The organism is Streptomyces sp. NPDC086787 (genome assembly GCF_044745865.1).
Lineage (GTDB): Bacteria > Actinomycetota > Actinomycetes > Streptomycetales > Streptomycetaceae > Streptomyces.
Map to the genome: position 1 here is coordinate 152,561 of NZ_JBIVBC010000005.1, position 24,540 is coordinate 177,100.

The following is a 24,540-nucleotide window of genomic DNA, read 5'->3' on the forward strand; positions in this document are numbered from 1 at the left end:
GGCACGCGTGGGCGGATCAAGATGCAATCTGGACGGCCAGTCGTGCCGGCACGGCCCGCTGCCGACGGTGGTCTACATCTGCGCCGATGACGAGTCGACGCACGACGGGCAGGCCCAGCACTGCTCCTCGTTCGCCCGGAACCGCGCCTGGAACGTCGTGGACGTCGTCGCGGAGAACGGCGAGGGCGTCTCCGTGGACCAGCGCCCGGGCTGGACCGATGTGATGAGCAAGTGCTCGGACGGCCGTTCCGTCATCGTGGTCGTCCCGCATCCGGCCGCCCTCGGAATGAACGTCGAGGACTTCCAGACACTGCAGTCGGTCTTCCGCGAGAAGGAGAAGGTTCTGGTGGCCGTCAGCGGGCTTCCGACGCATTCGGCTCCCGCCCGCCGCCGCTGACCGGCCGGGTGGGCCGAACCGCGTCGCGCGGGCGGTACCTTCGTCGTCGTCCCGCCGACGAGGAGAGTGCAACGTGAGCAAGTCCGTGCGGCCCGCCGCCGAGGGGGCCGACCCCTTCGGCACCGCCCGTCTGCGGCGCGGTGTGCTCGACGCCTGGGCCACCAGCCCCGCCCGCTTCCGCGAGGACGCCAACGCCGAGGAGGACCTGGTCCTCGGCGGCTACCGGGACCGGCTCGTCGTGGAACTGGCGCAGAACGCCGCCGACGCCGCCGCCCGCGCGGGCACCCCCGGCCGACTGCGCCTCACCCTCCGCGACGGCGTCCTGGCCGCCGCCAACACCGGCGCCCCCCTGGACGCGTCCGGTGTCGAGTCGCTCGCCACCCTCCGCGCCTCCGCGAAACGCGACCCGCAACCGGCGCAGCCGGCGCACGCCGCGCACACGGGGCACGCCGCCATCGGCCGGTTCGGCGTCGGCTTCGCCGCCGTGGTCGCCGTCACCGACGAACCCGCCGTCGTCGGACGGCACGGCGGAGTCCGCTGGTCCCTCGCCGAGGCCCGCGAACTCGCCGCCGACACCGCCCGCCACAGCCCCGGGCTCGGCGACGAGATCCGCCGCCGCGACGGACACGTCCCGCTGCTCCGCGTCCCCTTCGCCGCCGAGGGCACCGCCCCCGACCCGTACGACACGGTCGTCATCCTCCCGCTGCGCGACACCGCCGCCACCGACCTCGCCGAACGCCTGCTGCACGCGGTCGACGACGCCCTCCTCCTCGCCCTGCCCGGCCTCGCGGAAGTCGTCGTGGAGATCGAGGGCGAGCCGCTGCGCACGATCAGCCGCCGCACCGACGGCCCCTTCACGATCGTGGAGGACTCCCGCGACGGCGTCACCCACTGGCGAACCTCCACCGCGCACGGCCCGCTCACCCCCGACCTGCTCGCCGACCGCCCGGTCGAGGAGCGGCTGCGTCCCCATTGGTCCGTCACCTGGGCGGTCCCCGTCGACTCCTACGGCAGCCCGGTACGCCCCCGCACCACCCCCGTGGTGCACGCCCCCACCCCCAGCGACGAGCCCCTCGGTGTGCCCGCCCTGCTCATCGCCTCGTTCCCGCTGGACACCACCCGACGGCACGCCGCCCCCGGCCCGCTGACCGACTTCCTGGTGCGGCGCGCCGCCGAGGCCTACGCCGGACTCCTCGCGGACTGGCGCCCGGTGGCCGACGGGATCATCGACCTGGTGCCCGGCCCGCTGGGCAAGGGCGAACTGGACGGGGCACTGCGCCAGGCGGTCCTCGAACTGCTTCCGCGCACCGCCTTCCTGCCGCCCGCCGTCGTTCCCGAGGGCGAGGGCGCCGAGGAGCTCCCCGAGGCGCTGCGCCCCCGGGAGGCCGAGGTCGTCGAGGGCGCGGGCACCGACACGGTGCGGGTCCTGGCGGAGGTGCTGCCCACCCTGCTGCCCGCCGGTCTCGAGCGGCGCGTCGAACTGCGCACGCTGGGTGTCGCCCGGCTGCCGCTCGCGGACGTGATCGACCGGCTGGCCGGTCTGGAGAAGGATCCGCACTGGTGGCACCGGCTCTACGACAGCCTCGCCGGGGTCGACCCGGACCGGCTGTCCGGGCTGCCCGTGCCGCTCGCCGACCGGCGCACCACGATCGGCCCCCGCCAGGTCCTGCTGCCCACCACCGAGGCCGCCGGTATCGACCCGGAGCTCCTCGCCCGGCTCGGTCTGAAGGTCGCCCACCCGGACGCGGCCCATCCGCTCCTGGAGAAGCTCGGCGCGCTGCCCGCGACCCCGCGGGCCGTGCTGACCACGCCCCAGGTGCGGGCCGCCGTCGCCGCCTCCCTGGACGACGAGGGCGGCACGGGCTGGGAGGAGGACGTCCCGGACGCCGAGGAACTCGCCGACACCGTCCTCGCCCTGGTTCGGGACGCGGGCCTCGAACCCGGTGAGGAGCCCTGGCTGGGCGCCCTCGCCCTGCCCGACGAGGACGGCGAACTCGCCCCCGCCGGTGAACTGGTCTTCCCCGGCAGCGCCTTCGCGCAGGTCATCCGCGAGGGTGAACTGGCCGAGGTGGACGCCGAGCTCGCCGGGAAGTGGGGGAGGCAGCCGCTCGCCGCGTGCGGCGTCCTCGCGGACTTCGCTCTCGTCCGGGCCACGGACGTCGTCCTCGACCCGGACGAACTGGACCCCAGGCAGGGCGACTTCGCCGAACCCGACGACGCCGGTCTGCTCGACTCCGTCGACGTGTGGTGCGAGGACATCCTCGACCGCTTCCCGGACAGCCCGGTGCCGCCGGTGGCCACCGAGCTGGTCGCCGTGCGCGACCTGGACCTCGTGGACGACGAGCGCTGGCCGCAGGCCCTCGCCCTGCTGGCCCTCCCGCCGCTGCGGGACGCGCTCACCCAGCCGGTGCGGATCCTGCTGCCGGACGGCACCCACGAGGTGGTGCGGCCGTACACCGCGTGGTGGCTGCGCGGGCACCCGGTCCTCGACGGCCGCCGTCCCGCGGGTCTGCTCGCGTCCGGCGGCGACCCGCTGCTGCGGGGGCTGTACGACGAGGCGGACGCCACCGGGTTCGAGGACGAGCAGGTGCTGCGGGCCCTCGGGGTGCGGACGTCCGTCGCCGCGCTCCTCGACGAGCCGGGCGGCGGCGCCGAACTGCTCGACCGGCTCGCCGACCCGGACCGCCGGGTCACCCCGGCCCAGCTGCACGGTCTCTACAGCGCGCTGGCGGAACTGGACCCCGAGCAGGTGACGCTCCCGGACGAGCTGCGGGCCGTGGTCGACGGGCGGGTGGAGGTGGTGGACGCGACCGGGGCGGTGGTCGTGGACTCGCCCGACCTGCTGCCGTTCACCGAGGGCGTTCCGCTGCTGCCGGTACGGCCGTCCCGGGCCGCCGGGCTGGCCGAGCTGTTCCAGGTCCGGCGGCTGAGCGAGTCCGTCACCGGGTCGGTGGACTCCGAGGGCGCCGAGCACGACGTACCGGAGCCGGTGCGGGTGCTGCTCGGTCCGCGCACCCCGGAGACGTACGTCGAGCACGAGGAACTGGTGGTCGACGGTGTGGAGATCGACTGGCGGCTGACCGACGACGGCGTACTGCACGCCGCCACCCTGGAGGGCGTGGCCGCCGGTCTCGCCTGGGCGGCCGGGCAGTGGCCGCGCCGGTTCGAGGTCGCGGCGCTGCTGGAGGATCCGTCCCGGACGGAGGAGCTGGCGCGGGACCGCTGGTTCGACTGAACCGACCCGCCCCCCCACGTGCGCGCGTGCTCCTGCGTGCGCGCGTGGCCTCAATCACATCATCAAATATCCATAACATCGTGCAACCGTTCACGTCTGCCATGGATCTGATCATCGCGAGTCATCCGACTCCCATGACCCATTGAGGAACCCATGCGCATGCGAGTGATGGGCGCGGCCGTCGTCGGCGCCCTGGCCCTGTCCGCCTTCGCCGTCCCGGCTGCCCAGGCGGACGAGGTCCACGGCGACACCAAGATCTCCAATGTCGTGGTGAACGGCGGCAAGGCGGTCGTCGTCGGCTCGACCGGCACCAAGACCATCCCGGTGTCCTTCACCGTGACCGACAACTCGGGCGTCAGCAAGGCGGAGGCGATCCTCTACCACGGCACCGACCTGGACCACTCCGACACCGGCGCCATCGCCAACACCAGCGACGGCTCGTCGAAGTGCACCAAGGTCAACGCCACCACGTCGACCTGCACGGCGACGTACACCCTGGACACGGACTTCAACCTGCTCAACTCCACGGCCGGCACCTGGAAGGTCGCGGCCGTCGGCCAGGGCAAGGACGGCAACTACGTGGTGCGGGAGAACGCCAAGACGTTCCAGGTGCAGCGCGCGTCCAGGCTGTCCGCCAACGCCTCGCCGGAGCCGGTGAAGAAGGGCCGGACCATCACCGTCACGGGCGCGCTGACCCGGGCGAACTGGGACGCGCACAAGTACTCCGGCTACGCCGCCCAGCCGGTCAAGCTCCAGTTCCGCAAGAAGGGCTCCAGCACCTACAGCACGCTGAAGACCGTCAAGACGGACTCCAGGGGCAACCTGAAGACCACGACCAAGGCGACGGCCGACGGCTACTACCGCTTCGTCTTCGCGGGCACCTCCACCACCCCGGCGGTCACCGCCGCGGGCGACTTCATCGACGTGAAGTAACCCCGGAAGCAACCCCAGAGGTAACCCCGGGGGCGCAGCCCTACGCGGGGAAGCGGCGGTCGACCCATCTCCACAGGAGTTCCAGGGCGGCCGCCGCCACCACCGCGATGCCGACCGCGGTCCACGGCATCGCCAAGCCCACCAGCTTCAGCGCGAAGAACCGCTGCAAGGCCGGTACGACGAGCACGAACACGAACGCCAGGGCCATCGACGCCACCAGCAGCACCCGCCACCAGGTGTAGGGGCGGGCGATGATCGCCAGGACCCACATCGCGATCAGGAAGAGCGTCAGCGTGGCCGCGCTGGTTTCCGCCTGCAACGCGTCCGAGCCCGTGTAGTGGTGGCGGGCGAGCAGATACGACGCGAAGGTCGCCACCCCGGCCACCAGCCCGCCCGGCACCGAGTACCGCATCACCTGCCGCACGAAGTGGGGCCGGGCGCGTTCCCGGTTCGGCGCGAGGGCCAGGAAGAACGCGGGCACACCGATGGTGAGCGTCGACAGCAGGGTCAGATGCCGCGGCAGGAACGGGTACTCCACCTGCCAGCACACCACCAGCACGGCCAGCAGCACCGAGTAGACGGTCTTCACCAGGAACAGCGTGGCCACCCGGGTGATGTTGCCGATGACCCGCCGGCCCTCCGCGACCACCGAGGGCAGCGTGGCGAAGCTGTTGTCGAGCAGCACGATCTGGGCGACCGCGCGGGTGGCCTCGGAGCCCGACCCCATCGACACGCCGATGTCGGCGTCCTTCAGCGCCAGCACGTCGTTGACGCCGTCGCCGGTCATCGCGACCGTGTGCCCGCGCGACTGGAGCGCGCCGACCATGTCCCGCTTCTGCTGCGGGGTGACCCGCCCGAACACCGTGGCCCGGTCCAGCGCGGCGGCCATGTCCGGCCGCTCCCGGGGCAGCCGACGCGCGTCCACCGTCCTGCCGTTCAGGCCCAGCTTGGCCGCGACCGCGCCCACCGAGACCGCGTTGTCGCCGGAGATGACCTTGGCGCGCACGTTCTGGTCGGCGAAGTACCGCAGGGTGTCGGCGGCGTCGGGGCGCAGCCGCTGGTCCAGTACGACGAGGGCGGCGGGCGTGGCGCCCCTGGCCACGTCGGCGTCGTCCAGGTCGCGGGCGGCACGGGCGAGCAGCAGCACGCGCAGCCCCTGCTCGTTGAGCCGCTCGGTCTCGGCGAGCGTCGGGTTGCCGTCGGCGAGGAGCACGTCGGGGGCGCCGAGCAGCCAGGTGCTGGTCTCGCCGTCGCCCTCGCTGAAGGTGGCGCCGCTGTACTTGCGGGCGGAGGAGAAGGGCAGCGACTCGACGCAGCGCCAGTCCTCGCTGTCCGGGTAGGCGTCGATGACGGCCTGGAGGGAGGCGTTGGGCCGGGGGTCCGACTCGCCGAGCGCGCCGAGGACCGTGCGGAGGTACGACTCGTCGCTGCCGCCGAGCGGCCGCAGCTCGCTGACGTCCATGCCGCCCTCGGTGAGGGTGCCGGTCTTGTCGAGGCAGACGGTGTCGACGCGGGCGAGTCCCTCGATGGCCGGAAGTTCCTGGACGAGGCACTGTTTCCGGCCAAGTCGGATCACCCCGATCGCGAAGGCCACGGAGGTGAGCAGGACGAGGCCCTCCGGGACCATCGGAACGATGCCGCCGATGGTGCGGGCGATGGCGTCCTTGACGCCGTTGTTCTTCACGAAGAACTGGGTGACGATCAGGCCGACGGCGGCCGGGATCATCATCCAGGTGACGTACTTGAGGATGGTCGAGATGCCGGTGCGCAGCTCGGAGTGGACGAGGGTGAAGCGGGAGGCCTCCTCGGCGAGCTGGGCGGCGTAGGCCTCGCGGCCGACCTTGGTGGCCTTGAAGGCGCCGCCGCCCGCGACGACGAAGCTCCCCGACATGACCTGGTCGCCGGGGTGTTTGACGACGGGGTCGGCCTCGCCGGTCAGGAGCGACTCGTCGATCTCCAGGCTGTCGGTCTCGGCGCACACCCCGTCCACGACGATCTTGTCACCGGGGCCCACCTCGATCAGGTCGTCCAGCACCAGCCGGGAGGTCGCGACCTCGACGGCGGCTCCGTCGCGGCGGACGGTCGGGCGGGACTCGCCGATCACGGCCAGCGAGTCCAGGGTCTGCTTGGCCCGCCACTCCTGCACGATGCCGATGCCGGTGTTGGCGATGATCACGAAGCCGAACAGGCTGTCCTGGATCGGGGCGACGAACAGCGTGACCAGCCACAGCACGCCGATGATCGCGTTGAAGCGGGTGAAGACGTTGGCGCGGACGATCTCGGCGACACTGCGGCTGCTGCGCACCGGTACGTCGTTGACCTCCCCGCGCGCGACGCGCTCCGCGACCTCGGCGGAGGTCAGTCCGATCGACGGGGGCACCTTCGGCATGGGCACCGGGTGTACGGGGTCCAGCTCCGCGCCCGCGTCGATGTGCGTCATGCATTCGACGGTACGTGCGGATGTGCGGGTTCACCTGCCGAGTGCGACGCGCTGTCCGGCCTTGGGCGGACCGTTACTCGGCCATGGGACGTCGCGGGCCGTTATTCGGCCATCGCCGACCGCTTGATCGCCGCGTCGCGCTTGCGGACGTACCAGACGCCGATCAGCCCGAGGCCGCCGCCGGCCAGGCAGGTCCACACCCACCAGGTGTGTCCGTGGTCTGCGAACCAGCCGTAGAAGGGGAGCTGGGCCAGGAAGAGGACGAACCACACGACGGTGCCGCCGGTGATGGTGGCGACCACGGGGCCCTCCAGGGGCTCCGGCGCCTCGTGCTCGGGGGTCCACTTCGTCATGCGGACAGCTTACGAGGTGGGTCTTCGAACCGTTCACAAACCTCTACGCGCGGAGATAGCGATCTCTCGGTCATACGTTCATACTGAAACCGTTTGTCTCTGACCACTTCTGCTCGTAGGAAAGTACAAGTATGCCCACCCCGGCAACCGCCACGGTCCCCGCTCCCGAACAGCCGGGTGACGAGCCCTCGTACGGCGCGCTCGACCGCTACTTCAAGATCTCGGAGCGGGGCAGCACGATCGCGCGCGAGATCCGTGGCGGTCTCGCCACCTTCTTTGCGATGGCGTACATCATCGTGCTGAACCCGATCATCCTCGGCAGTGCCAAGGACATGTACGGGCATCACCTCCAGAACGCACAGCTGGTCACGGCCACCGCGCTCACCGCCGCCTTCACGACACTCCTCATGGGTGTCATCGGCAACGTGCCCATCGCACTCGCCGCCGGACTCGGCGTGAACTCGGTCGTCGCGCTCCAGCTCGCGCCGCGCATGTCGTGGCCCGACGCGATGGGCATGGTCGTGCTCGCCGGTTTCGTGGTCATGCTGCTCGTCGCAACCGGGCTGCGCGAGCGGGTCATGAACGCGGTGCCCTACGGCCTGCGCAAGGCCATCTCCATCGGTATCGGCCTGTTCATCATGCTGATCGGCCTGGTCGACTCCGGCTTCGTCAGCCGTGTCCCGGACGTCGCGCACACCACGGTCCCGGTCCAGCTGGGCGCCGACAGCCATCTGAACGGCTGGCCGGTCCTGGTCTTCATCCTCGGCGTGCTGCTTACGCTCGCGCTCATCGTGCGCAGGACGCCGGGCGCGATCCTCATCTCGATCGTCGCCATGACGGTGCTCGCGGTGATCATCGAGGCGGTCGCCAAGGTGCCCTCCTGGGGTCTGACCACCCCGAAGTGGCCGGGCAACCCCTTCTCCACCCCGGACTTCGGGCTCATCGGCCAGGTCAGTCTCTTCGGCGGCTTCGGCAAGGTGGGCGTCCTGACCGGCGTCCTCTTCGTCTTCAGCGTCCTGCTGTCCTGCTTCTTCGACGCCATGGGCACGATCATGGGCGTCAGTGACGAGGCGAAGCTGACCAACGCCCAGGGCGAGATGCCCGGCATCAACCGGGTGCTCTTCGTGGACGGCCTCGCGGTCGCCGCGGGCGGCGCCAGCTCCTCCTCGGCCACCACCGCCTTCGTGGAGTCCACGGCCGGTGTCGGCGAGGGCGCGCGCACCGGTTTCGCCAACGTGGTCACCGGTGCCCTGTTCGCCGTGGCGCTGTTCCTCACCCCGGTCGCCACGATGGTGCCGTCCCAGGCCGCCACCCCGGCGCTGCTCGCGGTGGGCTTCCTGATCCTGGCCGGCTCGGTCAGGGAGATCGACTGGTCGGACTACACCATCGCCATGCCGGCCTTCGTCACCATGGTGATGATGCCGTTCACCTACTCGATCACCAACGGCATCGGCATGGGCTTCATCACCTTCGTGCTGCTGCGGCTCGTGGCCGGGCGCGGCCGGGAGGTGCCGACGCCGATGTACGTCGTCGCCGCCGTGTTCCTCTTCTACTACCTGATGCCGGCCCTGGGTCTCTCCTGACCGAAGCGGTGGGCGGGGCTCAGGTGACCCCGTAGAACTTCTCCGTCTCCTCGACGGCGGCCTGGAACCGCTCGTCGAAGTCGCCTCGAATGAGCGTCCCGACCACGTAGTCCTGGACGCTCATTCCCCTTTTCGCCGCATGGTGCCGGAGCCGGTCGAGCAGCTCCCCGTCCAATCGCAGACTGAGCACGCTGGTCCCCACGCTGGTCCCCATGCACACGAGGGTCGCCACACCCCGCCCTCCCGTGCGTCGCTTTCCGGACCTGACTCACTCGTTCGGGTGACGCCGGGGTGTGCGGGGATTCAGTGGCGCGAGTCACGGGAATCCGGGCGTGTCGCATTGGTATTTAGCGAGGGTAATGAGTTACGCTAAAGAACATGCCGGACCTTAGCCATGGCGACGACGTTGCCGCCGTGAACTCCCTCCGCTCCGCCGTGATGCGGCTGTCCCGTCGGCTCAAGCACCAGCGCGTCGACGAGTCGCTGAGCCCCACCGAGATGTCGGTGCTCGGCACCCTGTCCCTCTGCGGTCAGGCCACGCCGGGTGAGCTCGCCCGCAAGGAGCACGTCCAGCCGCCGTCGATGACCCGCATCGTGGCACTGCTGGAGGCCAAGGGCCTGGTCCGGCTGGAGCCGCACCCCGAGGACCGCCGCCAGAAGGTCGTCACCAGGACCGAGCAGGCCGAGGCCATGCTCGAGGAGAGCCGCCGCAAGCGGAACGCGTTCCTGGCCGGTCTTGTCGAGGCGCTCGACGAGGACGAGTGGGCGAAACTGCGCGCCGCCGCCCCCGTGCTGGAGAAGCTCGCACACCTGTAAGGAGTCCTTGCACTATGCCCGCCCGGGTCGCGTGGCCTGGCACCGCACCTCGCCGCGTTGCCGAAACGCCCACGTGGCGCCGCCACGAGGGCGCTCCGGCGCCTTGCGATGCACGGCACCAGACCACGCGACCTCATCGGGCGCTCATGGTGCAAGGACCCCTAACCACGGCCCGAGGAGGCGAACCCACTTGAGTACGGGATCCGGAGCAGCTTCCGCCCCCGCACCGACGACCCCCACCACCGCTGCCCGCGGCAGATCCTCGATGTTCAGCTCGCTGAGGATCCGCAACTACCGCCTCTTCTTCATCGGCCAGGTCGTCTCCAACACCGGCACCTGGATGCAGCGGATCGCCCAGGACTGGCTGGTACTCAGCCTCACCGGCTCGTCCACGGCCGTCGGCATCACGACGGCCCTCCAGTTCCTTCCGATGCTGCTCTTCGGCCTCTACGGCGGCGTCCTCGTGGACCGCCTCCCCAAGCGCCCCACGCTGCTCGTCACCCAGTCCGCCATGGCCGTCACCGGCCTCGCGCTCGCGGCGCTGACCCTCACCGGCCACGTCCAGGTGTGGCACGTCTACGTCGCCGCCTTCGCCGTGGGCCTGGCCACCGTCGTGGACAACCCGGCCCGGCAGTCCTTCGTCTCCGAGATGGTCGGCCCCGAGCAGCTCCAGAACGCGGTCAGCCTGAACTCCGCGAACTTCCAGTCCGCCCGCCTGGTCGGCCCGGCCGTCGCCGGGCTCCTGATCACCGGCGTGGGCACCGGCTGGGCGTTCCTCCTCAACGGCCTGTCCTTCGTCGCCCCGCTCGCCGGGCTGCTCCTGATGCGCGGCCGCGAGCTGCACACGGACCGGCGCGCCCCGCGCGGCAAGGGCCAGTTGCGTGAGGGACTGCGCTATGTCGCCGGCCGCCCCGAGCTGATCTGGCCGATCGTCCTGGTCGGCTTCATCGGCACCTTCGGCTTCAACTTCCCGGTGTGGCTGTCGGCCTACGCCGACGACGTCTTCCACGCCGGAGCGGGTGCCTACAGCCTCTTCAACACCCTGATCGCCGCCGGTTCGCTGGCCGGCGCGCTGCTCGCCGCCCGCCGCGGCACGGCCCGCCTACGGCTGCTGACCGCGGCCGCACTGGCCTTCGGCGCACTGGAGACCGTGGCCGCGCTGGCCCCTTCGTACTGGCTGTTCGCGCTGCTCATGGTCCCGATCGGGGTCTTCGGCCTGACGGTCAACGTCACCGCGAACACCGCGGTCCAGATGGCCACCGACCCCGCCATGCGCGGCCGGGTGATGTCCCTGTTCATGATGGTCTTCATGGGCGGCACCCCACTGGGCGCACCGGCGGTCGGCTGGATCACCGACGTCTACGGCCCCCGGGTCGGCTTCGCCCTGGGCGGCGCGATCTCGGCGGCGGCGGCCGCTGTCATCGGGTTGGTCCTGGCCCGGGCCGGGGGCCTGCGGCTGTCGGTGGGCTGGAACCGGGGGCATCCGCGGGTGCGGTTCGTGCCGCGGGAGGCGGAGGCCGTCGCGACGGCCTGACCGGCGGGGGTCAGTCGCGGGGGAACTCGGCGGTCTTGATGACGAGACCGACTGTCGTGTCCGTCAGGTCCATGTCGTCGCCGAATGGGATCTTCGTCTCGGTCGCGTACTCGCCGTTCTTGGGATGGGTGTAGAGGAAACACCTGCCCTGGTACGGGTCGGCGACGAGGTGGACAGAGACCTCGGCGATTGCGTAGGCGGTCTTCTTGGGGCCGTAGTCGTTGGCCGCGGTGTCCTTGGAAATCACCTCGGCGATGAACTCCACGTCGCGATGGTGAAAGCGGCCCTTCCCGTCCAGCTCCGCGCCCTCGGCGATCAGGCTGACGTCGGTCGCGAAACCGTTCAGGTGTCCCGGATAGTCGATCCGTATGTCCGACATGAGGCGCTGCTTCGGGTAGCGGGCGCGCAACAACGATACGCATGGCCATTCGGGGACGCCCGGGCCGCGCGGCGGCGACACTGACCCCATGAGACTCTTCGCCGCCGTGCTGCCCCCCGAGGACGTCGCCGACGCGCTCGCGGCCGAGGTGGCCGTGCTGCGCGGGCTGCCCGGCGCGGACGCGCTGCGCTGGACCGGGCGCCCCGGCTGGCACTTCACGCTCGCGTTCTACGGCCAGGTGGACGACGCCCTCGTACCGGACCTGTCGGAGCGGCTGGCGCGCGCGGCCCACCGTACCGCCGCCTTTCCGCTGGCCGTCTGTGGCGGTGGCCAGTTCGGGCACGGGCGGGCCCTGTGGGCCGGGGCGGAGGGCGACCTGGAGACGCTGCGGCTGCTCGCGGAGCGGGCGGAGGCGGCGGCCCGCAAGGCCGGGGTGCCGATGGAGGAGCACCGGCGCTACAAGGCCCACCTGACGGTGGCACGCAGCCGGGACGCGGTGGACGTGCGGCCGTACGTGGACGGCCTGCGCGGTTTCACCGGCCGCACCTGGACCGTCACCGACCTTGCGCTGGTGCGCAGCAACCTGCCCAGGTCCGGGATCCCGGGGGAGCAGCCCCGGTACGAGACGGTCGCCCGCTGGGCACTCGGTGGCGCCGGTTAGGCTCGACACGTGGACCCGAAAACCAGGAACCGGATCATGGCCGGTGCGCTTGTGCTGATGTTCGTGGTGGTGGCGGTGGCGGCGGCGGCCGGAAGGTAGCCCCCCCCCGGCCGCCGACGCCGCGGCCCGCGGCCGCATCCGGTCCGCCGCCCGCCGTACCCGCGGTCGCGGCGGCTACCAGGCGAAGGCCTCCGGGGACGGCCCCGGACCCGGGAAGATCTCGTCCAGTCCCGCCAGCACTTCCTGCGGCAGCTCCAGCTCCACGGCCCTGAGCGCCGACTCCAGCTGTTCCGGGGTGCGCGGACCGACGATCGGGCCGGTCACTCCGGGCCGGGTGAGCAGCCAGGCCAGGGCGGTCTCGCCGGGTTCCAGGCCGTGCTTGTCGAGCAGGTCCTCGTACGCCTGGACCTGGGCGCGGATGGTGCTGCTCGCGAGGGAGTCGGCGGCCCGGCCGCTCGCCCGGCGGCCGCCCTCGGCCTCCTTCTTGATCACCCCGCCGAGCAGCCCGCCGTGCAGCGGCGACCAGGGGATGACCCCCAGCCCGTACTCCCGCGCGGCCGGGACGACCTCCATCTCGGCGCGGCGCTCCGCGAGGTTGTAGAGGCACTGCTCGCTGACCAGCCCGTACGAGCCCCGGCGCGCCGCGGTCTCGTTCGCCTGGGCGATCTTGTAGCCGGGGAAGTTGCTGGAACCCGCGTAGAGGATCTTGCCCTGCTGTACGAGCACGTCGATGGCCTGCCAGATCTCCTCGAACGGCGTCTGCCGGTCGACGTGGTGGAACTGGTACAGGTCGATGTGGTCCGTCCGCAGCCGCTTCAGGCTGGCGTCGACCGCCCTGCGGATGTTGAGGGCGGACAGCTTGTCGTGGTTGGGCCAGGCCGACTGCCCGTCCGGCGCCATGTTGGCGTAGACCTTGGTGGCGAGCACGACCCTGTCTCGCCGGTCACCGCCCTTGGCGAGCCAGTTCCCGATGATCGATTCCGTACGGCCCTTGTTCTCGCCCCAGCCGTACACATTGGCGGTGTCGAAGAAGTTGATACCCGCGTCCAGGGCCGCGTCCATGATCGCGTGACTGCCGGCCTCGTCGGTCTGCGGGCCGAAGTTCATGGTGCCGAGGACGAGTCGGCTGACCTTGAGTCCCGTGCGTCCGAGCTGCGTGTACTCCATGGTCATCCAGCCAACGACTTGGAGTGCGCTCCAGGCAAGGGGAGGGGGTCAGTCGCGGGGGAACTTGTCCGTCTTGAGGACGAGGTCGACGACGGTGCCGGTGAGGTCGATGTCCGTACCGAACTCCACCCTCGTCATCGTGGCGTAGTCGCTGTCCTTGGGGTCGGTGTAGACGTAGCACCGTCCCTGGTAGGGATCCACGACGATGTAGACGGGGATCTCAGCGACCGCGTACGCGGTCTTCTTCGGGCCGTAGTCGTTGGGCGCCGTGCCCGCGGAGATGACCTCGGCGGCGAATTCGACGTCCTGGTAGCGCCAGCGGCCCCTGTCGTCCTCCTCCGCCGAGTCGCTGAGCTTGACGACGTCGGGGCAGAAGCCGTTCTTGTGCCCGGGGAAGTCGATACGGACGTCCGAGCAAAGGATGGCGTCCTCGCCGAACCTGTTTTCGAGGGCCCGCAGGATCCGGCGAATGATCTGCCAGTGCGTGTTCCGCTGCGGCGTCATGTAAACGTTGCCCCCGACGATCTCGACCCGGAATCCTTCGGGGACGGGCATGCGCTCAAGACGTTCGAACCACTCGTCCAGACCCATGGTGTCGGCGTCGGCCATCTCGATCCTGTCCTCCAGGACGGTCATCGTGGCGCTCCTCCCCGGCCGTCCCACGAACAGGCACAGCCGCGCAGTACAACGATACGCACGGTCACCGGGACTCGGGATACTCCGCGCCGAGCCCCCACGCCTGCCACATCGCCTCCGCGAAGGTTGCCGCGATCTTGTGTTCGCCGCTCGCGCTGGGGTGGGTGCCGTCGTAGGTGTCGCGCTGGAGGTCGTACGAGCGCGGTGTCGAGGCCAGCAGGATCGGTGACCGGGGTTCGTCCAGGTCGGCGATCGCCTTGGCGAGCAGCACGTTGAAGCCGTCCACCTGCTCGGCGAAGGGCGCGTCGGCGGCGGCGCGGATGTTCGGGATCACCGGCAGCACCACCATGCGGATGCGCGGCCCGCCCGCGCGGGCGGCCGCGACGAAGGACCGTACGTTGTCCGCGGTCTGTTCGGCGTTGGTGTAGAAGCCCAGGTCGATGAGGCCGAGGGAGACCAGCAGCACGTCGGGCCGGTGCCGCCGTACCGCGTCCTCGATGAGCGGGGCCATGTGCATCCAGCCCTCGCCCCAGCCGGCCAGGTGGCCGCGGGGGAAGCCGGGCTCGGCGTACGCCTCCGACGTGGGCGCCTCGGTCGTCTTGTCGTACAGATGCTCGCGCGGGCCCACGAACGTGAACGGACCGCCGTACGACTCGCACAGGTGCCGCCACAAGCGGTAACGCCACGTGTGCTCGCCCGCGCTCCCGATCGTCATGGAGTCGCCTACGGGCATGAACCTGAGCATCCGCTCATGATGGACGATCACGGAGGTGCGTGGGGTGTGAGGTTCGTGTGAGGCCCACCACGCCCGGTGAACGCCCGCGCGGGATGGCAGGCTTGGAGGTATGCGCCGTACCCTCGCCCTCCTTGCCGGAGCCCTGCTCACAGGCGTCCTCGCCGTGCCCGCGTCCGCCGACGGCGGAGGTGACGAAGGGTTCACGATCAAGGACCCGAGGATCACCGAGTCGAGCGGCCTGGCCGCCTCCCATCTCCACCCCGGCATCTACTGGACGCACAACGACAGCAACGACGGCCCGTACATCTACGCCGTGGACAGCGGCACCGGGAAGACCGTCGCCCGGGTGACCCTGCGCGGGGTCGGCGCCCCGCGCGACGTGGAGGCCATCTCCATCGGGCCGGACAACCAGATCTACGTCGGCGACATCGGTGACAACTACGACGGCAAGTGGCCCTACGTGTGGATCTACCGGCTGCCCGAGCCGAAGGAACTGAAGGACCAGACCGTCAAGGCCACGCAGTACGTCGTCAAGTACGCGGACGGCCCCCGCAACGCCGAGTCGATGGTCGTGCACCCGAAGACCGGGCGCGTCTACATCATCGACAAGGATGAGGACGGCGGACACCTCTACGAGGGCCCGGCGAAACTCTCCACGTCCGGCTCCAACACCTTCAAGCCCGTCGCCCCCGTCGACCTGTGGGCCACCGACGCCGCGTTCTCGCCCAACGGCACGCAACTCGCCGTGCGCGGCTACTTCGGCGGCATCCGCTACGACTGGAACGGCGGCCGGATCGAACGCAAGGAACGACTGGAGGTCCCGCTCCAGGGCCAGGGCGAGTCGATCACCTACTCCGCCGACGGCAGCAAGCTCATGTACGGCAGCGAGGGCACCGACAGCACGGTGGTGGCCAAGGACGCGCCAGGGGGCGGCGGATCCGCCACGTCGCCTTCGAAGAACGGGAGTTCATCGGCGTCCGGCAGCGGCGGGGACGACGGCGGCGACGGCGTACTCAGGAACGGCGCCATAGCGGTGGCCGTGGTCGCGGTCGCGTTCTTCGGCCTGCGGCGGCTCCGCCGGGGCCCCCGCACCTGACCCCTCGCAGCTGCCCCTCCCGGCCCCGCCCGCGTTGCCGTCAGCGGACTACTTCACGCAGCCGGGGGCCGGGAAGGCCGTCGTGTCCGCCGGGTGGCCGCCGCCCTCCGTGGTGGTCCGGAGCTTGGGGGACGTGCCGTCCGGATCGATGATGCGGGCTTCGAAGCCCGCGCTCTCCGGCAGCGCGGGATGCGCCCGGTCGAGGGTGCCGCCGACGCGCGTGCCGTCACCCGCGTTCTTGAAGAAGGCGACCGGGCCGTCCGGGCCGTTGCTCAGTACGGCGACGGTTCCGGCCCCGATGTCGTGCTCCTCGGTGATGGTGCAGCCCCGCGCGTCGGGTGTGCCGGTCTCCGGGAGCGGGAAGGTGCGCGCCCCACTCCTGGCGCCGGTCACCCGGAGCGCGGGCGCGGATCCGTCCGTACCCGTCAGGGTCAGGGTGAGACCGCGCTCCTTCGCCGTGGCATGGACGCGGTCCAGCGAGGCCAGGACGCGGTACATGTAGGCGTCACCCGGCCGCCAGCGCGGCGACACGGCACGAATCCACGCCTCGGGGCCACCCGCGCGCGGATCGTCGCGCAGGACGGCCACCATGTCCTGGCCGACGGCCACGGCCCGGCCCGCGTAGCGGGCGTCCGGGTTGGCGGCCGGGGTGCTGGTGGCGCCGGTGGCGCCGACGCCCAGGGTGCCCAGGAGCAGCGAGGCGGCCAGGAGCGAGCGGCGGCGGTGGTGTGCGAGCGCGGTCGGCATGACGGCACCCCTCCTTCGGCCTTCGGTACGAAGGAACTCCTCGTCGGCACCAATTGTCACCTGTCGCCGGAGATATCCGCACACGCGAAGGGCGCCCGGCGTGTACCGGACGCCCCTCGGGGTCGTGGGACGAGTGGTTACAGCTTCTCGATCACGTAGTCCACGCACGCCGTCAGCGCCTCGACGTCCGCCGGGTCGATCGCCGGGAACATCGCGACGCGCAGCTGGTTGCGGCCGAGTTTGCGGTAGGGGTCGGTGTCGACGACGCCGTTGGCGCGCAGCACCTTGGCGACGGCCGCCGCGTCGATCTCGTCGGCGAAGTCGATCGTGCCGATGACCTGCGAGCGCTTGGCCGGGTCGGTGACGAACGGGGTGGCGTACTTGGACTCCTCCGCCCAGGTGTACAGGCGGGTCGAGGAGTCCTTCGTGCGGCCGGTGGCGAAGGAGAGGCCGCCCTGGCCGTTCAGCCACTCCAGCTGCTCGTTCAGCAGGAACAGGGTGGCCAGGGCCGGGGTGTTGTACGTCTGGTTCTTGCGGGAGTTGTCGATCGCAGTCGGCAGGCTGAAGAACTCCGGGATGTGCCGGCCGGACGCGTGGACGCGCTCGGCGCGCTCGATCGCGGCCGGGGAGAAGACGCCGATCCACAGGCCGCCGTCGGAGGCGAAGGACTTCTGCGGGGCGAAGTAGTAGACGTCGGTCTCGGCGATGTCGACCGGGAGGCCGCCCGCGCCGGAGGTGGCGTCCACGAGGACGAGCGCGTTCTCGTCGGCGCCCGCCACCCGCTTGATGGGCATGGCGACACCGGTGGAGGTCTCGTTGTGGGTGAAGGCGTAGACGTCGGTGCCCGCCTCCGCCCGCGGCTCGGGGTGGGTGCCCGGGTCGGTGGAGACGACGGTGGGCTCGGCCAGCCACGGCGCGAGCTTCGCGGCCTTGGCGAACTTGGAGGAGAACTCGCCGAACGTGAGGTGCTGGGACTTGTTCTCGATCAGTCCGTGCGTCGCGATGTCCCAGAAGGCGGTGGAGCCGCCGTTGCCGAGGACGACCTCGTAGCCCTCGGGCAGCGAGAACAGCTCGGAGATGCCCTCACGGACCCTGCCGACCAGGTTCTTGACCGGGGCCTGGCGGTGAGAGGTGCCCAGCAGGGACGTACCGGTGGCGGCCAGCGCGTCCAGCGCCTCCGTCCGCACCTTGGAGGGGCCCGCGCCGAATCGACCGTCGGCGGGCTTGATGTCAGCGGGAATCTGGATCTCAGCCACGAGTCGGAGGGTATCGGCTGGGCGGAGCCGGACGGCGCCGTGTCCGTCCGATGAGACAAGATCGCCAAGCGATGGACTTGTTGAGTCGTACGACGAAATGGGTGGGGCTGTGGACAACTCGATGTGACTCTGCGTGAGCGGATGCATCCTGGACGCATGACGGATCTGGCGGCGGAGCTGCGGAGGGCCGTCCGGGGTGAGGTCGCTTTCGATGTCACGTCCCGGGCGCTGGTGACCATGGACGCCTCGAACTACCGGCGCGTCCCACTGGGGGTGGTGTCGCCACGGGATGTTGACGACGTGGCCGCGACGCTGGAGGTGTGCCGGGAACGCGGGGTGCCGGTGGTGCCACGAGGTGGCGGCACCTCGATCGCGGGACAGGCCACCGGCACGGGCGTGGTGCTGGACTTCACCCGGCACATGAACCGGCTGCTCACGCTGGACCCCGCCGCCCGCACGGCGGTCGTGCAACCGGGTCTGGTCCTCGACCGGCTCCAGGAGGCCGCCGCCCCGCACGGCCTGCGCTTCGGCCCCGATCCCTCGACGCACGGCCGGTGCACGCTCGGCGGGATGATCGGCAACAACTCGTGCGGCTCGCACTCGGTGGCCTGGGGGACGACCGCCGACAACGTGCGGGAACTGGCCGTGATCACCGCGCGCGGAGAGCGGCTGCGGCCCGGCCGGGACTGGGCGGGAGCCCCGCCGGGCCTGCGAGAACTGGTGGCGGCCGAGCGGGCCCGGCTGCGCACCGGCCTTCCCGACCTGCCCCGCCGCATCTCCGGCTATGCGCTGGACGCCCTGCTTCCCGAGAAACACGCGGACGTCGCCCGCTCCCTCTGCGGCTCGGAGGGCACCCTCGGCATCCTCACGGAGGCGGTCGTACGGCTCGTGGAGACACCCCGCGCCCGCGCCCTGGCCGTACTGGGCTATGCGGACGAGAGCGCGGCCGCCGAAGCCGCCGTCGGGCTGCTGCCGCACGGCCCGCTCACCGTGGAGGGCATGGCTGCCGACCTGGTGCCGGACCCGGTGGGGCTGCCCCGGGGCGGTGCCTGGCTGTTCGCGGAGACCGGCGGGGAGTCGGCGGGGGAGGCACGCGCGCGTGCGGAGGCGATCGTCCGCGCGGCCGACGTGGTGGACGCGCTGGTGGTGACGGAGGACGCCGCCCAGCGGACCCTGTGGCGCCTCCGCGAGGACGCCAGCGGCACCGCGACCAGGCTGCCCGACGGCACAGAGGCCTGGCCCGGCTGGGAGGACTGCGCGGTGCCGCCCGCCCGGCTCGGCGCCTATCTGCGGGACTTCCGGGCACTGCTGTCCGCGCACGGACTGCGCGGTACGCCGTACGGCCACTTCGGCGACGGTTGCGTGCACATCCGCATCGACTTCGACCTGATGACCGACGCGGGCGTCCGCCGCTTCCGCCGCTTCTCCGAGGAGCAGGCCGACCTGGTGGTCGCGCACGGCGGCTCACTGTCCGGGGAGCACGGGGACGGCCAGGCCCGTGCGGAGCTGCTGCCGAGGATGTACGGCGCGGAGATGGTCGCCCTGTTCGAGCGCGCCAAGGCCGTGTGGGACCCGGACGGCCTGCTCAACCCCGGCATGCTGGTCGACCCGGCACCGCTCGACGTCGGCCTCCGCTTCGCCGTGCTGCCCCGCCACCCGATCGACGTCGCCTTCGGCTACCCGGCCGACGGCGGTGACTTCTCGGCGGCGGTCCGCCGGTGCGTGGGGGTCGCCAAGTGCCGTACGACGACCGTGTCCGGGCCCGCCGTCATGTGCCCCTCCTTCCGGGTCACCGGCGAGGAACAGCACTCCACGCGCGGCCGCGCCCGGCTCCTGCACGAGATGCTCGCCGGTGAGCTGGTGACGGACGGCTGGCGCTCGCCCGAGGTCCGGGACGCGCTGGACCTGTGCCTGTCCTGCAAGGGCTGCCGCTCCGACTGCCCGGTCGGGGTCGACATGGCCACCTACAAGGCGGAGTTCCTGCACCACCACTACCAGGGCCGACTGCGCCCCGCCGCCCACTACACGCTCGGCCGACTGCCCAGCTGGCTCGACTGGGCGGCCCGCACCCACACGGCCCGGCCCCTCAACACCCTCGCCGCGGTACGGCTACTGGCACGGGCCGCCATGCGGCTGGCGGGGCTCGCCCCGGAGAGGGAGATTCCCCGCCTGGCGACGGAGACGTTCAGCCGGTGGTGGCGCGGTAGAGGCGGAGGCTTCGCGGGCGACGGTGGCGGTGACGGCGATGGCGACGCGATCGGCCGGGACGGGCCGGTCGTGTTGTGGCCGGACACCTTCACCGAGTACCTCTCGCCGGAGGTGGGCCGGGCCGCCGTGCGGGTATTGGAGGCGGCCGGGGTCGGGGTGACGCTGCCGCCGCCGGCCCCGCGAGGGCGGCGGGGCGTGTGCTGCGGGCTGACCTATGTCTCGACCGGTCAGCTGGACCGCGCCCGCGAGGTCATGCGCCGCACCCTCGACATCATGGAGTCGGCGCTGAGCACCACAGCCACCGCTGTCACCGGCACCGCTGCCCCCGTCCCCGCCTCCACCCCCACGCCCGTCGTCGTCCTGGAGCCCAGCTGCGCGGCGGCGCTGCGCACCGACCTGCCCGAGCTGCTGCCCGACGATCCGCGTGCGGCCCGGCTGGCGTCGGCGGTGGTCACCTTCGCGCAGGCCCTGGAGCGGTATGCGCCCGACTGGAGCCCACCGGCGGTGGCCCGCCCCGTGACCGGTCAGACCCACTGCCACCAGCACGCGGTCCTCGGCGACGCCCCCGACCGCAGACTGCGCGAGGCGGCCGGTCTCACCGGTGAGCTGGCCGGCGGCTGCTGCGGACTCGCGGGGAACTTCGGCTTCGAGCGCGGCCACTTCGAGGTGTCCTCGGCCTGCGCGGAGGAGCAACTGCTGCCCGCCGTGCGCGAGGCGGCCGAAGACACGGTGGTCCTGGCGGACGGGTACTCCTGCCGAACCCAGCTGGAACAGCTGGCCGGAGTGCGGGGGCGCCACCTGGCCGAGGTGCTCGCCGAGGCGCTCTCAGGCTACGGAAAGAATTCTCAGCAAATCCAAGGGAATTCACAGCAGCTCTAAGGGGATTCCGGCGTTCCGGTGGTTGCGGGGGGTGTAGGTTTTTTGATGTCGGGTTCCGGACGCGGAATTCACTACCGCAATGAGTAATGCCAACGAAGGAGTCGTAAAATGAGCCTCAGGAAGCTCGCCCCGCTGCCCCCGAAACCGAAGAAGCACCTTCCCCCGCCGCCCCCGGCGAAGCCCAGGAAGAAGCACCACGGAAAGCCGCTGCCCAAGCCGCACCACGGCAAGGGAGCCTGACCGGGGAGCCTGACAGGGCGCCCCCGGCAAGGCCAGGTGAAAGGGGGCCGACGGCGCACCGTCGGCCCCCTTTCCTGTGACGGGAGCACCGTCCGAGGGATGCCTGGAAATTCACGAACGCGCCGAGGGAATGGGGAAAAGTGGAGGGGATGGAGAGAGTGGAGGGAATGCGAATGGAAAAGGATGAGGGTGGTGCGCTCGAATACGAGGACACCCCGACCCTTCCGGCGCGCACCGCATTCCGCAGGTTCTGGCCGCTGACCAGAGGTCTGCGCCACTGGCTGCTGCTCGTCTGGCTGTGCACGGTGCTCGCCGCGCTCGCCGAGACCGGGGCGATCCTGCTCTTCAGCGACCTCACCGACAACGCCCTGGAGAAGGGTTCGCTCGACGCGTTCTGGAGCCCCGCCGGCAAGTGGCTGGCCATCGCCGTGGCCGGCGCGGTCGTCGGTTACGCGGGCAACTCCCTCGCCGCCTGGGTGACGGAACGCTTCGTGATGCGGCTGCGCGAGCAGGTCTTCGACCATGTGCAGCGGCTGCCCCCGCACTTCTTCCAGAGACACCGGCAAGGCGATCTGCTCTCCCGTCTGACCAGCGACGTGGAGGCGATAGAGACGATGGTCGTGTCCGGGTTCGTGAGCGCCGCCTCGGCCGTCTTCAGTGCGCTGTTCTACGCGGGCGCCGCCTTCTGGCTGCGCTGGGACCTGGCCGCCGCGACCTTCGTCCTCGCCCCCCTGTTCTGGCTGGCGGCCCGCCGCTTCGCCGGCTCCCTCGGGGAGGTCTCGCGCGCGGGCCGGGTCGCCGACGGCGCGATCACCTCCGTCGTGGAGGAGTCCCTCGGCAACATCGTGCTCACTCAGGCGTACGACCGCCGGGACGCGGAGCGGCGGCGGCTGCACGTGGAGGCGAACGCCTGGTTCCGGGCCGCCGTCCGCTCGGCGCGGCTCAACGAGGCGTACGAACAGCTGGTGCAGGTCATCGAGACCGTATGTGTGCTCGCGGTGATCGGCATCGGGGCCTGGGAGATCTCCACCGACCGGATGACCCTCGGCCAGCTCCTCGCCTTCTCCGCCTTCCTGGGCTACCTCTACCCGCCGGTGCGCGGTCTCGCCCAGCTCGGGCTCACCGTCACCGCGGCCACGGCGGGCGCGGAGCGGCTGATCGAGATACTCGATGTGCCGCCCTCGGTCACCGATCCCGCCCCCCGCCCCGGCCGTGAGCCCGGCCGTCCCGACGGCACCCTGGAGGTCCGGGGCGTGACGTTCGGCTACCCCGGCATCGGCGGCACCGCCCTGTCGGGCCTCTCCTTCACGGCCACCCCGGGCGAGCTGGTGATCATCACCGGCCCGAGCGGCGCGGGCAAGTCGACGGTGTCGAAACTGCTCCTGCGCTTCTACGACCCGGACGGCGGGGAGATCCGCCTGGACGGCGTGCCGCTGCGGGACTACCCGCTGGCCCGGCTGCGCGAGTACGTGACACTCCTGCCGCAGGAGACCCTCGTCCTGCACGACACGATCCGCGCGAACATAGCCTGCGGCCGCTCCGGTGCCAGTGAGCGGGCCATCACCGAGGCGGCGAGGGCGGCCGACGCCCACGAGTTCATCACCCGGCTGCCCGACGGCTACGACACCCGGGTCGACCCCAACTCGGCCCGGCTGTCCGGCGGCCAGCTCCAGCGACTGGCGCTCGCCCGCGCGATCCTGCGGGACTCGCCGGTGCTGGTCCTGGACGAGCCGACCACGGGTCTGGACGCGATGGCCGCACGCAGATTCGTGAAGCCGCTGCGCCGGCTGACCGCGGGCCGTACGACCATCATGATCACCCACGACCTCAATCTCGCCCCCGACGCCGACCGCATCCTGGTCGTGGACCGGGGCCGCGTCGTGGAGACCGGCCGGCACGAGGAACTGCTGGCGCGCGGCGGGGCGTACTCCCGGCTGCACCGCTCGCAGAACAACACGGTGACGGACACGGCGGAACTGCGGCTGCCGCTGTTCACGGAGGAGGCGATACCGGCGGCATACGGGAGCGAGCGCGAGGCCTACGCTGCGGCCGGGACATGGACCCGGCCGGCACAGGGCCGGGCCGCTCGACCGGGCTGATCTCAGTATCCGGGACGGCCTCCGGGGCGCCATCCGGTACAGCCGCAAAAAAGGTGTACACACCTGACGGGGTCCACTACTGTGGACTGAGTAGTGCACCATGCTGAACGAACGCTTGAGCTGAGCATCTGGACCGTCGTGACCACACCCACACCTGCATCCACATCCGCCCCCGTGTCGGCCCACGCGCCCGCGCCCGTGGCCGAAGCCGCGTCCGCATCGAGCCGGTTCGGCTCGCTGGGGCCGGTCGGCCTGGTTCTCGCCGGTGGTGTCTCGGTTCAGTTCGGCGGGGCGCTCGCGGTGACCCTGATGCCCAGGACCGGCGCACTCGGTGTGGTGACCCTGCGGCTGTTCGCGGCCGCGGTGATCCTTCTGGTGGTCTGCCGCCCCCGGCTGCGCGGCCACTCGCGGGCCGACTGGGGCACGGTGGCCGTCTTCGGTATCACCATGGGCGCGATGAACGGCCTCTTCTACGAGGCCGTCGCCCGTATCCCCCTCGGTCCCGCCGTCACCCTGGAAGTCCTGGGCCCGCTGGCCCTCTCGGTGCTGGCCTCCCGCCGACTGGTCAACGCCCTCTGGGCGGGCCTCGCCCTGGCCGGGGTCTTCCTTCTCGGCGGCGGAGGCTTCGGCGACCTGGACCCGGTGGGCGCCGCGTTCGCGCTCGGGGCGGGCTCGATGTGGGCGGCGTACATCGTCTTCAGTGCCCGTACCGGCCGGCGCTTCCCGCAGGCCGACGGGCTGGCCCTCGCCATGGCGGTGGCGGCGCTGCTGTTCCTCCCGCTCGGGATCGCCGAGTCGGGCGGCAAGCTGCTGAACCCGACGACGGTGGCCCTGGGTTCCGCGGTGGCGGTCCTCTCCTCCGTCCTCCCCTACACCCTCGAACTCCTCGCCCTGCGCCACCTCCCCGCCTCCACCTTCGCCATCCTGATGAGCCTGGAACCGGCTCTCGCCGCGGCGGCGGGCTTCCTGATCCTCGACCAGACCCTCTCCGCCACCCAGGCGGCCGCGATCGCCCTGGTCATCGGCGCGAGCATGGGCGCGGTGCGAACCCAGGTGGGCCGGGGCGCCCGGTTGCCAAAGACTCCGACGGGCTGAAGCCGACCCCCCGCGGCCCCCGCTCCGGCCTCCCGCGGCCCCTGCTCCGG

21 protein-coding genes are annotated in these 24,540 nt (G+C 71.4%); 12 read left to right on the plus strand and 9 right to left on the minus strand.

Annotated features, from left to right (window positions below; all coding sequences use genetic code 11):
- The first annotated feature begins 7 nt into the window (after positions 1-7).
- From ACIPK3_RS14995 to ACIPK3_RS15005, 3 genes are all read left to right on the plus strand, one after another.
- On the plus strand, positions 8-397 hold the full coding sequence (locus ACIPK3_RS14995) for a recombinase family protein (RefSeq protein WP_402569716.1): 390 nt from the start codon (positions 8-10) through the stop codon (positions 395-397).
- A 73-nt stretch (positions 398-470) separates the two neighbouring features.
- Positions 471-3,632: a sacsin N-terminal ATP-binding-like domain-containing protein gene (locus tag ACIPK3_RS15000; RefSeq protein WP_402569718.1), complete on the plus strand. Its 3,162-nt coding sequence runs from the start codon at positions 471-473 to the stop codon at positions 3,630-3,632.
- 153 nt (positions 3,633-3,785) lie between these two features.
- Positions 3,786-4,565, plus strand: coding sequence for a DUF5707 domain-containing protein (locus tag ACIPK3_RS15005; RefSeq protein WP_402569720.1), 780 nt, complete (start codon positions 3,786-3,788; stop codon positions 4,563-4,565).
- A 40-nt stretch (positions 4,566-4,605) separates the two neighbouring features.
- Here the strand turns inward: ACIPK3_RS15005 and ACIPK3_RS15010 are convergent, their stop codons facing one another.
- Together ACIPK3_RS15010 and ACIPK3_RS15015 are read right to left on the minus strand one after the other, a co-directional pair.
- On the minus strand, positions 4,606-7,005 hold the full coding sequence (locus ACIPK3_RS15010; RefSeq protein WP_402569722.1) for an HAD-IC family P-type ATPase: 2,400 nt from the start codon (positions 7,003-7,005) through the stop codon (positions 4,606-4,608).
- A gap of 101 nt (positions 7,006-7,106) precedes the next feature.
- A complete protein-coding gene (locus ACIPK3_RS15015) occupies positions 7,107-7,358 on the minus strand; it encodes a DUF2530 domain-containing protein (RefSeq protein ID WP_402569724.1) in 252 nt (83 codons plus the stop codon).
- A 131-nt stretch (positions 7,359-7,489) separates the two neighbouring features.
- Between ACIPK3_RS15015 and ACIPK3_RS15020 the strand changes: the two genes are divergently transcribed.
- Positions 7,490-8,941 carry an NCS2 family permease gene (locus ACIPK3_RS15020; protein WP_402569726.1) on the plus strand — a complete coding sequence of 484 codons (1,452 nt, stop codon included), beginning with the start codon at positions 7,490-7,492 and terminating at the stop codon, positions 8,939-8,941.
- 19 nt (positions 8,942-8,960) lie between these two features.
- Here the strand turns inward: ACIPK3_RS15020 and ACIPK3_RS15025 are convergent, their stop codons facing one another.
- Complete coding sequence (locus ACIPK3_RS15025) at positions 8,961-9,155, minus strand: ribbon-helix-helix protein, CopG family (RefSeq protein WP_402569727.1); 195 nt, start codon at positions 9,153-9,155, stop codon at positions 8,961-8,963.
- Between the two features lie 164 nt (positions 9,156-9,319).
- Between ACIPK3_RS15025 and ACIPK3_RS15030 the strand changes: the two genes are divergently transcribed.
- Complete coding sequence (locus ACIPK3_RS15030) at positions 9,320-9,757, plus strand: MarR family winged helix-turn-helix transcriptional regulator (protein WP_402569729.1); 438 nt, start codon at positions 9,320-9,322, stop codon at positions 9,755-9,757.
- A 190-nt stretch (positions 9,758-9,947) separates the two neighbouring features.
- Positions 9,948-11,291 carry an MFS transporter gene (locus ACIPK3_RS15035; protein ID WP_402569731.1) on the plus strand — a complete coding sequence of 448 codons (1,344 nt, stop codon included), beginning with the start codon at positions 9,948-9,950 and terminating at the stop codon, positions 11,289-11,291.
- Positions 11,292-11,301: 10 nt separating this feature from the next.
- On the opposite strand, the gene ACIPK3_RS15040 is transcribed toward ACIPK3_RS15035, so the two are convergent.
- Positions 11,302-11,760 carry a Uma2 family endonuclease gene (locus tag ACIPK3_RS15040; protein WP_402569733.1) on the minus strand — a complete coding sequence of 153 codons (459 nt, stop codon included), beginning with the start codon at positions 11,758-11,760 and terminating at the stop codon, positions 11,302-11,304.
- Here ACIPK3_RS15040 and thpR point away from each other — a divergent pair.
- Positions 11,759-12,331 carry an RNA 2',3'-cyclic phosphodiesterase gene (gene thpR, locus ACIPK3_RS15045; protein ID WP_402569735.1) on the plus strand — a complete coding sequence of 191 codons (573 nt, stop codon included), beginning with the start codon at positions 11,759-11,761 and terminating at the stop codon, positions 12,329-12,331. The genes ACIPK3_RS15040 and thpR overlap by 2 nt on opposite strands.
- A 174-nt stretch (positions 12,332-12,505) precedes the next feature.
- Here thpR and ACIPK3_RS15050 read toward each other — a convergent pair whose 3' ends face one another.
- From ACIPK3_RS15050 to ACIPK3_RS15060, 3 genes are all read right to left on the minus strand, one after another.
- Positions 12,506-13,498, minus strand: a complete 993-nt coding sequence (locus ACIPK3_RS15050; protein ID WP_402570190.1) for an aldo/keto reductase — start codon at positions 13,496-13,498, stop codon at positions 12,506-12,508.
- A gap of 48 nt (positions 13,499-13,546) precedes the next feature.
- Positions 13,547-14,134 (minus strand): Uma2 family endonuclease, encoded by a 588-nt coding sequence (locus ACIPK3_RS15055; protein WP_402569737.1) that lies wholly within the window; start codon positions 14,132-14,134, stop codon positions 13,547-13,549.
- 64 nt (positions 14,135-14,198) lie between these two features.
- Positions 14,199-14,879, minus strand: a complete 681-nt coding sequence (locus ACIPK3_RS15060; RefSeq protein WP_402569739.1) for a GDSL-type esterase/lipase family protein — start codon at positions 14,877-14,879, stop codon at positions 14,199-14,201.
- 100 nt (positions 14,880-14,979) lie between these two features.
- Between ACIPK3_RS15060 and ACIPK3_RS15065 the strand changes: the two genes are divergently transcribed.
- Positions 14,980-15,966, plus strand: a complete 987-nt coding sequence (locus ACIPK3_RS15065) for a WD40 repeat domain-containing protein (protein WP_402569741.1) — start codon at positions 14,980-14,982, stop codon at positions 15,964-15,966.
- 48 nt (positions 15,967-16,014) lie between these two features.
- Here ACIPK3_RS15065 and ACIPK3_RS15070 read toward each other — a convergent pair whose 3' ends face one another.
- Positions 16,015-16,713: a hypothetical protein gene (locus ACIPK3_RS15070; protein ID WP_402569743.1), complete on the minus strand. Its 699-nt coding sequence runs from the start codon at positions 16,711-16,713 to the stop codon at positions 16,015-16,017.
- 137 nt (positions 16,714-16,850) lie between these two features.
- A complete protein-coding gene (gene serC, locus ACIPK3_RS15075; protein ID WP_402569745.1) occupies positions 16,851-17,969 on the minus strand; it encodes a phosphoserine transaminase in 1,119 nt (372 codons plus the stop codon).
- Between the two features lie 156 nt (positions 17,970-18,125).
- On the opposite strand from serC, the gene ACIPK3_RS15080 reads away from it, so the two are divergent.
- From ACIPK3_RS15080 to ACIPK3_RS15095, 4 genes are all read left to right on the plus strand, one after another.
- Positions 18,126-21,056: an FAD-binding and (Fe-S)-binding domain-containing protein gene (locus tag ACIPK3_RS15080; protein WP_402569747.1), complete on the plus strand. Its 2,931-nt coding sequence runs from the start codon at positions 18,126-18,128 to the stop codon at positions 21,054-21,056.
- A 108-nt stretch (positions 21,057-21,164) separates the two neighbouring features.
- Entirely contained in the window at positions 21,165-21,296 is a 132-nt protein-coding gene (locus tag ACIPK3_RS15085; RefSeq protein WP_402569749.1) for a hypothetical protein, read from the plus strand.
- 173 nt (positions 21,297-21,469) lie between these two features.
- Positions 21,470-23,395 (plus strand): ABC transporter ATP-binding protein, encoded by a 1,926-nt coding sequence (locus tag ACIPK3_RS15090; RefSeq protein ID WP_402569751.1) that lies wholly within the window; start codon positions 21,470-21,472, stop codon positions 23,393-23,395.
- A gap of 138 nt (positions 23,396-23,533) precedes the next feature.
- Positions 23,534-24,490 (plus strand): EamA family transporter, encoded by a 957-nt coding sequence (locus ACIPK3_RS15095; protein WP_402569753.1) that lies wholly within the window; start codon positions 23,534-23,536, stop codon positions 24,488-24,490.
- The last annotated feature ends 50 nt before the right edge of the window (positions 24,491-24,540 follow it).

What these genes read in the sequence shown, in the direction of transcription:
- ACIPK3_RS15005 (WP_402569720.1), top strand. Translation starts at nt 3,786, where the DNA reads ATGCGCATGCGAGTGATGGGCGCGGCCGTCGTCGGCGCCCTGGCCCTG.
- ACIPK3_RS15010 (WP_402569722.1), bottom strand. Translation starts at nt 7,005, where the DNA reads ATGACGCACATCGACGCGGGCGCGGAGCTGGACCCCGTACACCCGGTG.
- ACIPK3_RS15015 (WP_402569724.1), bottom strand. Translation starts at nt 7,358, where the DNA reads ATGACGAAGTGGACCCCCGAGCACGAGGCGCCGGAGCCCCTGGAGGGC.
- ACIPK3_RS15020 (WP_402569726.1), top strand. Translation starts at nt 7,490, where the DNA reads ATGCCCACCCCGGCAACCGCCACGGTCCCCGCTCCCGAACAGCCGGGT.
- ACIPK3_RS15025 (WP_402569727.1), bottom strand. Translation starts at nt 9,155, where the DNA reads ATGGGGACCAGCGTGGGGACCAGCGTGCTCAGTCTGCGATTGGACGGG.
- ACIPK3_RS15030 (WP_402569729.1), top strand. Translation starts at nt 9,320, where the DNA reads ATGCCGGACCTTAGCCATGGCGACGACGTTGCCGCCGTGAACTCCCTC.
- thpR (WP_402569735.1), top strand. Translation starts at nt 11,759, where the DNA reads ATGAGACTCTTCGCCGCCGTGCTGCCCCCCGAGGACGTCGCCGACGCG.
- ACIPK3_RS15040 (WP_402569733.1), bottom strand. Translation starts at nt 11,760, where the DNA reads ATGGGGTCAGTGTCGCCGCCGCGCGGCCCGGGCGTCCCCGAATGGCCA.
- ACIPK3_RS15050 (WP_402570190.1), bottom strand. Translation starts at nt 13,498, where the DNA reads ATGGAGTACACGCAGCTCGGACGCACGGGACTCAAGGTCAGCCGACTC.
- ACIPK3_RS15055 (WP_402569737.1), bottom strand. Translation starts at nt 14,134, where the DNA reads ATGACCGTCCTGGAGGACAGGATCGAGATGGCCGACGCCGACACCATG.
- ACIPK3_RS15060 (WP_402569739.1), bottom strand. Translation starts at nt 14,879, where the DNA reads ATGCTCAGGTTCATGCCCGTAGGCGACTCCATGACGATCGGGAGCGCG.
- ACIPK3_RS15065 (WP_402569741.1), top strand. Translation starts at nt 14,980, where the DNA reads ATGCGCCGTACCCTCGCCCTCCTTGCCGGAGCCCTGCTCACAGGCGTC.
- ACIPK3_RS15070 (WP_402569743.1), bottom strand. Translation starts at nt 16,713, where the DNA reads ATGCCGACCGCGCTCGCACACCACCGCCGCCGCTCGCTCCTGGCCGCC.
- ACIPK3_RS15080 (WP_402569747.1), top strand. Translation starts at nt 18,126, where the DNA reads ATGACGGATCTGGCGGCGGAGCTGCGGAGGGCCGTCCGGGGTGAGGTC.
- ACIPK3_RS15085 (WP_402569749.1), top strand. Translation starts at nt 21,165, where the DNA reads ATGAGCCTCAGGAAGCTCGCCCCGCTGCCCCCGAAACCGAAGAAGCAC.
- ACIPK3_RS15090 (WP_402569751.1), top strand. Translation starts at nt 21,470, where the DNA reads ATGGAAAAGGATGAGGGTGGTGCGCTCGAATACGAGGACACCCCGACC.